This is a genomic window from Streptomyces sp. NRRL F-2580 (genome assembly GCF_000720115.1).
Taxonomy (GTDB): domain Bacteria; phylum Actinomycetota; class Actinomycetes; order Streptomycetales; family Streptomycetaceae; genus Streptomyces.
Genome location: NZ_JOIR01000076.1, coordinates 1 through 10,064, shown reverse-complemented (window position 1 = coordinate 10,064; position 10,064 = coordinate 1). Strand labels below are relative to the sequence as shown.

The following is a 10,064-nucleotide window of genomic DNA, read 5'->3' as shown; positions in this document are numbered from 1 at the left end:
CACCGTCGACGCCTACCTCCGCCGCATCCGCGCCAAGCTCAACATCAACAGCACCGCCGAAATGACCCGCATGGCCATCGCCCTCGGACTCTGACACCCCGGTGTCAGTGGGAGCCGAGAACATCGGTTCATGACTGACCGTGCTTCTTTGATCACCGCCTACTGGGATGCCGCCGCAGCGACCTTCGACGACGAGCCCGACCACGGGCTGAGGGCCGAGGCCACACGCACCGCGTGGATCCGGCTCCTGCACGCGCTGCTGCCGACAGAACCGGCCGACGTCCTCGACATCGGCTGCGGCACCGGGTCGATGTCGCTGCTGCTGGCCGAGGCCGGGCACCGGCCGACGGGCGTCGACCTGGCGCCGCGCATGCTGGAGCGGGCACGTGCGAAGTTCGAGGCCGCGGGGGTGGCGGGCCGCTTCGTGGTGGGTGACGCCATGCTGCCACCGACCGGTAAACAGCGGTTCGACGTCGTGCTGTCCCGCCATCTGGTGTGGACGCTGCCCGATCCGGAGGCCGCCTTGCGCGCGTGGGTGACGCGCCTGCGACCGGGAGGGCGGCTCGTCCTGGTCGAGGGGCGTTGGCGCGAGGCAGGCCAGAACGGCGGCCCGTACGTCTCCGGCGCCGAATCACTCCCGTGGAACGGCGGCATCACCGCCGAAGACCTGGCCGCGGCCGTCCGCCCGCTCGCTGCCGCCGTGCGCGTCGAACCGCTCAGCGGCAACCCTGACCTGTGGGGCGGCCCGGTAACCGACGAACGGTACGCCCTGATCGCCGAGGTGTGAGGCGCCGCGTACGTCGGGTAGATGACCGGCGGGCGGCCCAGACGGGTCATGCGGACCACGGTCGACCACCGCATGGGTCGCCTTTCGCCGCCGCTGGTGCGCGCGCCTTCGGCGAAACCCGCCAGCCAGGCCCGCAGTCCGGGGACCGAGCGGGTGCGGGCCACGGTCAGCGCCGTCCAGGCACCGAGGTAGACGGGGATCAGGAGGGCGGGCAGGTGGCGCTTGGCCAGCCAGACCCGGTTGCGGGCGGTCATCCGGTGGTACACCGCGTGCCGCGCCGGGGACGTCTTCGGGTGCCGGAGCAGCAGAGCGGGTTCGTAGAGGACGTCCCAGCCGGCGTCCAGCGCCCGCCACGCGAGGTCGGTCTCCTCGTGGATGAAGAAGAACGCGTCCGGCCAGCCGCCGGTCTGCTCCAGCATCCGCATCGACAGGGCGTGCCCGCCGCCGAGGAAGGTGGCGACCCGGCACACCCACCCGCGGTCGGCTCACGACCACTCCCCTTGCTCCCGGCACCTGGAACGGCGAGCGTACCGCCGGCCGACCCCGGATGCGGGGCCGGCTAGCCGCCGGAGGTGAAGGTCACCGGGAGGCTCTGGGGGCCACGGAGGCCTCCGGGACGCCAGCGGATCTCGTCCCGGGATACGGCGAGGGCCAGCCCGGGGAGCCGGCGCAGGGCGGTGCCGATGGCGATCTGACCCTCCAGGCGGGCCAGCGGCGCGCCCAGGCAGTAGTGGATGCCGTGCCCGAAGGCGAGGTGGGGGTTGTCCTGCCGGGTGATGTCCAGGTGGTCCGGGTCGGGGAACCGGGCCGGGTCGCGGTCGGCGATGGCCGAGGCGATCAGTACGGTCGCGCCGCGCGGGATCGGCGCACCCGCGATCTTGACGTCCTCGCGTGCGAAGCGGGCGATGCCCGGGCTGACGGGTCCGTCGTAGCGGAGGAACTCCTCGACCGCGCCCGGCAGCAGCTCGGGGTCGGAGAGCAGCAGGTCCAGCTGGTCGGGGTGGGCGAGCAGCATGGCGATACCGCCGCCGATCAGGTTGACCGTGGTGATGTAGCCGGCGGCCAGCAGCAGGAAGACCATCGCGATGAGTTCGTCCTCGCTCAGCTGCCGTTCCTCGTCGCGGGCGGTGATGAGGCCGCTGAGCAGGTCCTCGCCCGGGGCTGCCCGTTTGGCGCGGATGAGCTCGCTGACGTACGCCCGCATGTGCTGCCACGCCTCGTTCACCACGGCGGGGTCCGGCGGCTCCGCGCCCCGCATGATCATGCGGTCGGTCCAGTGCTGGAAGTCGTGACGGTCGTCGACCGGGACCCCGAGCAGTTCGCTGATCACGGTGACCGGGAGCGGCAGCGCGAAGTCCGCGATGAGGTCGGCGCGGCCGTGCGGGACGACCGCGTCCAGCAGCCCGTCGGCGATGGCCTGGATCCTGGGCCGCATCGCGGCCACCCTGCGGGCGGTGAACGCCTTGGAGACCAGGCGGCGCAGGCGCGTGTGGTCGGGCGGGTCGCTGCGGAGCATGTTGCTCAGCATCGACTCCCGCTCCGTTTCGGGCAGCTGTCGCAGGAGGCGGGTGTCGGAGGCGTCGCGTACGTCGCTGCTGAGGCGGGGTTCGGAGAGGGCCGCGAGTCCGTCCTCGTAGCGGGTGACGAGCCAGGCCTCCAGGCCTCCCGCGATGACGACGCGCCGGACGGGGCCGTCCTCGCGCAGTTGCCGGTACAGGGGGAAGGGGTCGGCGAGGAAGGCCGGGTCGGCGTAGGGGAGAGGGACGGGCCGCTCGCTCATCATGCCTCCAGAAGTACGTCGCCTTCTCTGTGGAGCGCGATGATATACGCCTAACTCATCCTGAATGTCGGTTTCCGGCCACGCCCGTGGCCGCTCGCCCTACGGGAGGACCGCCTCACTTCAGGCCGATCTCCTCGCAGGTGGCCTTGAGCTTGTCGGTGCAGATCTCCTCGACGGTGAAGACGCCGTCGAGGACCACGGTGCTGCTGATGTTGTTCCTGGTCACGGAGGTACCGGGAATGAGTACCGAGGGCACGCGCTTGGTGGTCGGACTGCTGACCACCTGGTTGATGATCCCGTCGATCTTGTCGCCTTCGGCGAGGGTGACGGCGAGCTCCGCGGCGGCCTCCGCCTCGCGGGGGTACGGCTTGTAGACACTCATGTACTGGTCGCCGGCCACGATGCGCTGCACGCCGGCGAGTTCGGCGTCCTGGCCGGTGACCGGGGGCAGCGGGTTGACGCCCGCGGCCTTGAGGGCGGCGATGATGCCGCCGGCCATGCCGTCGTTGGCGGAGTAGACGGCGGTGATCTTGTCCTTGCCGAGGGCGGAGATCGCGGCCGCCATGTTGCTGTTGGCGTTCTCCGGCTTCCACTCGACGGTGTCGTACTCCTTGCCGACGTTGACCTTGCCGTCGAGGACGGAGCGGGCACCGGCCCTGAACTGAGCGGCGTTCGGGTCGGTGACCGCGCCGTTCATCATGACGATCTTCCCGTTCCTGGCCTTGTCGCCGAGGGCCTCCAGCAACGCCTTGCCCTGCACGCGACCGACGTCCTCGTTGTCGAAGGAGGTGTACGCGTCGATCGGCCCCTCGGCCAGGCGGTCGTAGGCGACGACCGCGATGCCCGCGGCCTTGGCCTTGGCCACCGCCCCGGCGATCGTCTTGGCGTCCACCGCATCGATGATCAGGGCGTCGACCTTGTTGCCGATCATCATGTCGACCTGGGCGTTCTGCCTCGCCGCGTCCCCCATGGCGTTGGCGTAGACCACCTTGCCCTTGCCGAGTGTCAGGAGTGCGACCTTCTTCTCGATCAGCGGCTTGTCGAACTTCTCGTAGCGCGCGGTCTCGTTCTCGGGGAGCAGGAGGCCGATCTTGACCGCGCCCTCGCTCTCGGCGGCCCCGTCGTCCGCACCACCGCAAGCGGCGAGCGTGACGGTGAGGGCCGAAACGGCCAGTCCGACGGCGGCACGACCCACATACACGTTCACGAAGTGAACCTCCCTGACGGGGCCGTGTCCGAACGGCCGAGGTGGGGGCAGTCAACGGGGCGGCTCCACTGCCGTCAAGAAGTGAAGTGTTAACGACCTGGCAACGTTGTCTTGACCTCGCCGCAAATCACCCATGCAGGTGCATTATCCCCCACTAGCACCAACCTTTTCTGACATCGCGTCAACTTGTGAACGAACGGTGCAGGTCAGGTCGGCGTCGATGAAACCTGGCGGCGGCAGGCCCTCGGTGTGTCGGTACCGACCGCCAAAGGTGCCGTCCGGCACGGTGGGCGCATGGCCGAGAACGACACCAACCGGACCAGCCGTCGTGCTGTTCTACGAGCCGCCGGTACGGCCGGGGCGGCCGCGCTGGCCGCGGCCTGCTCCGGTTCCGGCGGGACACGGGGTGCGGCGGGACAGCCATCGGCCTCGGCGCCCCGGCCTCCGACCGGCACCGTCACCGGCACCCCCACCCCGTCCTGCGTCCTCGCCGTCGAGGCGGGCGCGGGCCCGTACTACCTGGACCTGGACCGGGTGCGTTCGGACATCACAGAAGGCCTGGGCGGGGTGCCGTTCCGGCTCGACCTGACGGTGGTCCGGGTGTCGGCGGGCTGCCGGCCGCTCGCGGCCGCCACCGTGGACGTCTGGCACGCCGACCCCTCGGGCGCCTACTCCACCGGCGGGTCCACCTTCCTGCGCGGCACGCAGGTCACCGACGCCGTCGGCCGATGCGTCTTCCGGACGATCGTGCCCGGCTGGTACGCGGGCCTGGCACCCCACATCCACTTCAAGGTGCGCCCCGACAACCGGACCGAGACGACCTCCCAGTTCTTCTTCCCCGAGGACCTCCTGCTGAAGGTGTACGCGCGCCAGCCCTACGCACGCCGCCCCGCACCCAAGCACCCCAACCAGCGGGACAGCCGCTACAGGGCCGCCGGCGCCGCCATGACGCTGCCCGTCTCGCCCGACGGAGACGGCTACCGCGCCGCGTACACGGTGGGAATCGCCTGAGCCGGGCGACTGCGGGCGACTGCCGGGCGACCGCCGGGCGACCGCCGGGGAGGCGCGCCCTCGCCGGTCAGGCGGTCGAGGTGCCGAACGGGTTGTCGATGACGTAGCGCCACAGACCGTCCGGCCCGCGCCGGGCGACGTCCGTGGCGGTCCCGGCCAGCCGGACGGCCGCGCCGTCCGGGCCGGTGCCCTCGATGCTCCAGTCGACGATGAGGAGCGCGAGGTCACCCGCCGCGTACGTGTGCCGGGGGCTGACCTCGATCGGCAGGCCCAGCGCGAGGAACTCGGCCGTGGCCGAGGCGAGCTCGGTGCCCGTCAGCGGGACTCCGGGCCGTGGGACGAGGACGGCGTCCGACTCGTACCCCTGGGCCACCGCCGCCGGTTCGCCGGTGTTGAAGGCAGCGGCGAACACGGCCGGATGTTGCCGGGGATCGGTGGTCAATACGACAGTGGGCGCATGATCGCGTTCGAGGTTCATGACCACAGCCAAGCCGACGCCGAAATGGGTCACCAAAGAGAAAGCCACGCCGACGGGTGGGACCCCGAGCTGGTCCCGGACGCCGGCGGGCGGACCCGGCGACCGGAACCGGACTGCCCGGTGGAGCTGGCGCTCGCAGCCGTGTCCGGGCGCTGGACCACGCTCGTACTGCGCGAACTGATGCGCGGGCCACTGTCGTTCGGGGCGCTATCGGCCCGGCTGCCCGAGATCAGCCCGAAGGTCCTCACCGAGCGGCTACGGACCCTGGAGGGGCGGGGTCTCGCCGTCCGGGAGCGGCTGCCCGGCTTCCCCGTACGCACGCGCTACGGGCTCACCGCGGCCGGCGCGGCCCTGCGGCCCCTGCTGGTCGAGCTGTACCGGACCGGGGTGGAGCTGGCGCGGGCAGGGACGGAGGCGGAGACCGAGGTGGGGTCGGCGCCGGGGCCGGGGCCGGGCTCCGGGCTCCGGGCTCCGGGCTCCGGGAGGGTCCGCCCGGTCCAGTAACCTGACCGCGTTCCACCGGCACGTCCACCCGTGGCAGCTCGGGCTCGCCGTGTGCGCCCTCCTTTTTTGTGGTTCACGGTGGTCAGATCCAGTGGTAGTTGGTGTCGTCCAGGGTCGGCAGGAAGGCCCGGGCGGCATCGAGCGGCACTGTGGGAGTAGCCAGCTCGGCGAGCGGGACCGGTGGGAACAGCGCCTTGTCGGCCGTGTCCTTGTAGTGGATCCAGATGAGGTGACCGGCGCCGGCGGTGTCATCGTGCTCGACGGTACGCAGGCGAGCACGGGTGACATCGACGATGTGGAGGCGGAAGACGAGGTGGAGTTTGCGGGGCGGGGTGTTTCCGGGTCGGGTCACCATGGCGTCCCGGATCCAGGTCAGTTGCGGGACACCACTCGACTCTGTGAGGTCCAAGCCCAGTTCTTCGTCGAGTTCGCGTGCGAGGGCCTGATGGATCCGTTCCCCGGGTTCGACGTTGCCACCTGGGAGGGTGTATTGGTCCTGGCCGTTCTTGATGCGGTGGATGAGGGCGATCTCGTCGCCGTTAAACAGGGCCGCGGCGACGCGGAGCTTGATGCGGGCGAACGGTTCGCCGGAGGTCACTGAGGGGCTTCTCCTTCGGTGGATGAGACGTCGTTCTGAAACGATCAGTAAGCGCGCGGATCAGAGTGGAGCGAGGATCATGAGGATTTCGTCGCGGTCGTCGCCTGCGGCGAGTCGGAGGGCGCCAGGCCACCGGCGGCCTTCCTTCCAGCCGAGCCGCCCGTAGAAGTCCTCCAGACCAGCATCGCTGCGGACGGCGACGTGCAATTGTTCCACGCTCATCTCTTCCTTGGCGGCCCTGCGCACTTCCTTCATGAAGGCACGGCCGACCCCACGGCCGCGTATGGCGGTACGGGTCTGAACATGGTGGACGGTGCCCCAGTGTGAGATCAGCTTGAACGGGTCGCGACGGACGTTGAGCCAACCTGCGAGTTCCCCGTCCATGGTTGCGGCGAGCAGTCGACTGGTGTCGGGAGAGAGCAGGTCGATGATGCGATCGAGGGCCGAAGTCACCGTGGCGGCAGCGACAGGGGGAAGGGGAAGCCTGCCGCGCCGCCCGCATGGGTGACCTCGACCCAGCACTTGGTGAGAGCGTGTCTGAGCTGTGGGGTGACGTCGTCGGGAGAGGCGAGCTGCTGAAAGGTGGGTGCGGCAGTCATCCCGCGATCATGGCATTCACCTCTGACACCCCTAAAGCAACTGCATTGGCCGGCGAGGGCCCCCAGCACCCATCGGTCTTCAGTGCCGTCCTGCCCTTGATCTCTCCGGATCGGCGGCCGGCGCAGGCGCAGGGCCCCCCGCCCCGCCGGCAGCCGGCACGGCGCGAAACGCCGGAATTGGACGGTCAGTTACCGGCCGCCGCGTGGAGAGCCCGTGCCATGGGAGAGGATCCGTCGGTGACGAAGGAACGGATCTGTGCCAGGTAGGCGTCCCGGTCGATCCGGCCGTCACCGTCCTCATCCAGCGCGTCGAAGGCTGAACGCGCGTTGTCGGCGGGGTTGCCCAGGGCGTGGCGCAGCCGGGTGAACTCCGCCCGGTCCAAGTGGCCGTCGCTGTCAGCGTCGGCCAGGTCGAACAGCGACCCCAGAGCCGGCCTGCACACCTCGTCAAAAGCCTGCTCTCCGGCCCACGCCTCGTACTCCGTGAAGCTCACCCGGCCGTCCTGGTCCGCGTCCATCGACACGAACACCCTCTCGTGCGCGGTGCGCGCCAAGGACAGAAGCGGGTCGTCGCCGGCCCGGCCCAGGGCCAGGGCCGCGCGTTCGGGCCGGGCAAGGTACTCCTGGCGGGAGATGACCCCGTCGCCGTCGACGTCCAGCATCGAGAAAATGTGCCGCTTGGCCGTGATCGTGTCCACCGGACCCTCTTTCCTGCGCAAAGCCGAAGAAGCAGCGGACGCCGCTCTCTCCCCGGAAACGATCAACCCGGCACAAGGTCACCTGGTGTGACCACCGTCCCTCGCCTTGCCTCGCCTCGTGCGCAGATTGCGGATCCAGCCCGCGGTCCCGCGCTGGAGCTGATGGAAGTGGATCGGGCCGACTGTGCGCTCAGGTCACCATGACCGCTTGTAACGGCGGCCTCCGCAGGCTGTCGTGATCGGAGCGGCGCCGGGACGCGGCCCTCCCCCTTCGGCAGGACCCGGGTGCCCGAGCGTCAGAAAGTGGCGTCCGCCGTCGGTGCCCCTGTGTGGCCCCTTGCGGAAGGGGGCCGCGGAAGCGTCGAGTGAAGGGGGCACGGAGCCGTGCCCCCGTCCGGTCGCGTGGCGGCGGGAGTGCCTACGTGGGGTTCTGGGCCGCTCGGATCTCCGGCACAGGGGGAGGCGATCAGGAATGACACTGGAGCCGACTGTATCTGCGGTATGTGATCCATCCCCGCCGCCCGCAGCACCGCCCGCGTGCTGCTGGCGTGCGGCTGTGGCTGTGGCGGTGGAGCTGGTGCACAACCTCGCTGCTGCACGACGACATCATCGACGGCGACCTACTGCGCCGGGGTGCGCCAGCGGTGTGGGCAGATCTGGGGGTGCCGGCGGGGATCCTGGCCGGGGACGCCCTGTTCTTCCTCGCCGTCCAGGTCGTCGCCGAGGCACCGGGGCCGCTGGGCGCGTCGGGGCCGGGGACGGGGACGGGGACGGCAGCGGTACAGGAGCTGTTCGACGGCGAGTATGCCGACACCCTGTTGGAGACGCGCCGGGAGGTGTTTGTCGCGGACGTCGCGGCGATGGCCCGGGGCAAGACCGACGCGTTGAGCGCCGCCGCCTGTGCCCCGGGAGCCATGGCCGGAGGCGCGGACCCGTCACGGGTGGACCGCTACGAGCGTTCGGCACGCACCTGGGGGCCGCGTTCCGACTGGTCGACGACCTCTTGGGGATCTGGGGGCGACCTCTGCGCGCACCGGCAAGCCGCGCGGGGCCGACCTGGCGGCGCACAAGAAGTCCCTGCAAGTGGCCGCCGCGCTCGCCTCCGGCAGCGCGGCGGGGCGGGAACTGGCGGAGCTGTACGCCGGCACGGGGCCGCTGTCCGCCGCTCGTACGGCACGGGCCGCACAGCTGGTGCGCGGGCCATGCCGTGCGGTGCCACGCACCATCAGGAAGCGACGCGGCGGAACGGATGAACGGTCAACCGCCAAGCCCCCGGATTTCAAGCCGAAGCGAGCATCACGCTCCGCCCATGCCTCCAGATATCTACCTTGTGCAGTCATTGATCAGCTCTGTGTCACCCCGGAGGCCTCAGGGTCCTGATTCGTCAAGCTCCGGCCATGAGCCCGCTGTGTAGCCTGTCGATTTGGTCGAACGGGCTGAGAGGGTGGGGCGTGAAGACGCTGGTAGCGGAGGCCGTCGCGGAAGCGCTTCGTGGCGGGGGCGGCGAGGCGGTCCGCCTGTATGTCGCCGCCTGTACCGAACGCATGGCGCCACTGTTCGTGGGCCTGCGGGCGGGCGCGCCGGGGCGGGAAGGCGACCTGGACTTCTATGCGGAGTCCGTGCGCGATCTTTGGTATGCCGACCGGCCGCTACCCGACGCCGCCGCGCGCGTACGCCTGCTGGAGCGGTTCCCGGAGCTGCAGCCGAACGAGGAGGGGATCACCGATGTCGCCGACACCTACGCCTTCTTCGCTGCCCTCTGCCTGCGGTACGCCCTGCCGGCCCATGGATCAGGAGACGCCGACGAGGCAGTGTCGTGCGGTCATGCGGCGCTCACCGCGATGGGCATGCTCGACCAGAACGTGCCGGGGGCCCGCTTCCTCGCCGAGGAACAACGGCTCCAGTCCCTCTCGCTGAGCGGTGACGCCTCAGGTCTGTGGGACGCGAGCGTCACGTCAGGGCGAGAGAGGTTCCGTGCTGTGGTGGATCGCCTGCCCCGTTACTGAGGTTTTCGGGTCGTCGTCGGGTAGTGACGGTTCATGATCCCTGCGGTATGCCGGTGAGGTGAGGTATCCAGAGGGCGGGGGCCTGACCGCTGAGCGTCGGGCGTTTCGTGAGGAGATCCGGCTTCAGGCCGGCGTGCGGTTCGCGGCGGGTGAGAAGACAGCGGTCATCGCGAAGGACCTGCGGGTGAGTGTGCGGTCCGTGGAACGCTGGCGCCGTGCCTGGCGCGAGCGCGGCATTCATGCTTGCGCTCGACGGGTCCGGCGAACGCCCCGACCGTCACCGATGAACAGTTCGCCGTGCTCGAGGAGGAACTCGGCAAGGGGCCGTCGGCACACGGCTTCGAAGACGAACGCTGGACCCTGGCCCGGGTCCAGACCCTGATCCGTCGGCATCTT

The 10,064-nt window shown here is 70.3% G+C and carries 12 protein-coding genes and 2 pseudogenes; 6 read left to right on the top strand and 8 right to left on the bottom strand.

What is annotated here, in order from left to right:
* The first annotated feature begins 130 nt into the window (after positions 1-130).
* Positions 131-787: a class I SAM-dependent methyltransferase gene (locus tag IF88_RS0139100; protein WP_030724115.1), complete on the top strand. Its 657-nt coding sequence runs from the start codon at positions 131-133 to the stop codon at positions 785-787.
* 20 nt (positions 788-807) lie between these two features.
* Here the strand turns inward: IF88_RS0139100 and IF88_RS48900 are convergent.
* The 3 genes and pseudogenes from IF88_RS48900 to IF88_RS0139090 form a co-directional block, all read right to left on the bottom strand.
* A pseudogene (locus tag IF88_RS48900) lies at positions 808-1,248 on the bottom strand (glycosyltransferase family 2 protein); the annotation flags it as partial.
* Between the two features lie 98 nt (positions 1,249-1,346).
* On the bottom strand, positions 1,347-2,567 hold the full coding sequence (locus tag IF88_RS0139095; RefSeq protein WP_030724108.1) for a cytochrome P450 family protein: 1,221 nt from the start codon (positions 2,565-2,567) through the stop codon (positions 1,347-1,349).
* A gap of 115 nt (positions 2,568-2,682) precedes the next feature.
* Positions 2,683-3,774: a substrate-binding domain-containing protein gene (locus tag IF88_RS0139090; RefSeq protein WP_030724106.1), complete on the bottom strand. Its 1,092-nt coding sequence runs from the start codon at positions 3,772-3,774 to the stop codon at positions 2,683-2,685.
* A 294-nt stretch (positions 3,775-4,068) separates the two neighbouring features.
* On the opposite strand from IF88_RS0139090, the gene IF88_RS41735 reads away from it, so the two are divergent.
* A complete protein-coding gene (locus tag IF88_RS41735) occupies positions 4,069-4,785 on the top strand; it encodes an intradiol ring-cleavage dioxygenase (RefSeq protein WP_051838338.1) in 717 nt (238 codons plus the stop codon).
* Between the two features lie 67 nt (positions 4,786-4,852).
* Here IF88_RS41735 and IF88_RS0139080 read toward each other — a convergent pair whose 3' ends face one another.
* Positions 4,853-5,197 (bottom strand): YybH family protein, encoded by a 345-nt coding sequence (locus tag IF88_RS0139080; protein ID WP_234323871.1) that lies wholly within the window; start codon positions 5,195-5,197, stop codon positions 4,853-4,855.
* 45 nt (positions 5,198-5,242) lie between these two features.
* Between IF88_RS0139080 and IF88_RS0139075 the strand changes: the two genes are divergently transcribed.
* Complete coding sequence (locus IF88_RS0139075) at positions 5,243-5,767, top strand: winged helix-turn-helix transcriptional regulator (RefSeq protein WP_234323870.1); 525 nt, start codon at positions 5,243-5,245, stop codon at positions 5,765-5,767.
* 82 nt (positions 5,768-5,849) lie between these two features.
* Here IF88_RS0139075 and IF88_RS0139070 read toward each other — a convergent pair whose 3' ends face one another.
* From IF88_RS0139070 to IF88_RS0139060, 4 genes are all read right to left on the bottom strand, one after another.
* Positions 5,850-6,365, bottom strand: a complete 516-nt coding sequence (locus IF88_RS0139070) for an NUDIX hydrolase (RefSeq protein WP_030724094.1) — start codon at positions 6,363-6,365, stop codon at positions 5,850-5,852.
* Positions 6,366-6,425: 60 nt separating this feature from the next.
* Entirely contained in the window at positions 6,426-6,818 is a 393-nt protein-coding gene (locus tag IF88_RS41730; RefSeq protein ID WP_324617244.1) for a GNAT family N-acetyltransferase, read from the bottom strand.
* Complete coding sequence (locus tag IF88_RS49495; protein ID WP_324617243.1) at positions 6,815-6,964, bottom strand: hypothetical protein; 150 nt, start codon at positions 6,962-6,964, stop codon at positions 6,815-6,817. Before IF88_RS49495 ends, IF88_RS41730 begins: the two co-directional genes overlap by 4 nt.
* A gap of 185 nt (positions 6,965-7,149) precedes the next feature.
* Positions 7,150-7,662, bottom strand: coding sequence for an EF-hand domain-containing protein (locus tag IF88_RS0139060; protein WP_030724091.1), 513 nt, complete (start codon positions 7,660-7,662; stop codon positions 7,150-7,152).
* A gap of 503 nt (positions 7,663-8,165) precedes the next feature.
* On the opposite strand from IF88_RS0139060, the gene IF88_RS49795 reads away from it, so the two are divergent.
* The 3 genes and pseudogenes from IF88_RS49795 to IF88_RS41720 all read left to right on the top strand — a co-directional run.
* Positions 8,166-8,915 carry a polyprenyl synthetase family protein gene (locus IF88_RS49795; protein WP_051838337.1) on the top strand — a complete coding sequence of 250 codons (750 nt, stop codon included), beginning with the start codon at positions 8,166-8,168 and terminating at the stop codon, positions 8,913-8,915.
* Between the two features lie 198 nt (positions 8,916-9,113).
* Positions 9,114-9,668 (top strand): hypothetical protein, encoded by a 555-nt coding sequence (locus IF88_RS0139050; RefSeq protein ID WP_030724088.1) that lies wholly within the window; start codon positions 9,114-9,116, stop codon positions 9,666-9,668.
* Positions 9,669-9,726: 58 nt separating this feature from the next.
* A pseudogene (locus IF88_RS41720) lies at positions 9,727-10,064 on the top strand (helix-turn-helix domain-containing protein); the annotation flags it as partial.

What these genes read in the sequence shown, in the direction of transcription:
- IF88_RS0139100 (WP_030724115.1), top strand. Translation starts at nt 131, where the DNA reads ATGACTGACCGTGCTTCTTTGATCACCGCCTACTGGGATGCCGCCGCA.
- IF88_RS0139095 (WP_030724108.1), bottom strand. Translation starts at nt 2,567, where the DNA reads ATGAGCGAGCGGCCCGTCCCTCTCCCCTACGCCGACCCGGCCTTCCTC.
- IF88_RS41735 (WP_051838338.1), top strand. Translation starts at nt 4,069, where the DNA reads ATGGCCGAGAACGACACCAACCGGACCAGCCGTCGTGCTGTTCTACGA.
- IF88_RS0139075 (WP_234323870.1), top strand. Translation starts at nt 5,243, where the DNA reads ATGATCGCGTTCGAGGTTCATGACCACAGCCAAGCCGACGCCGAAATG.
- IF88_RS49495 (WP_324617243.1), bottom strand. Translation starts at nt 6,964, where the DNA reads ATGACTGCCGCACCCACCTTTCAGCAGCTCGCCTCTCCCGACGACGTC.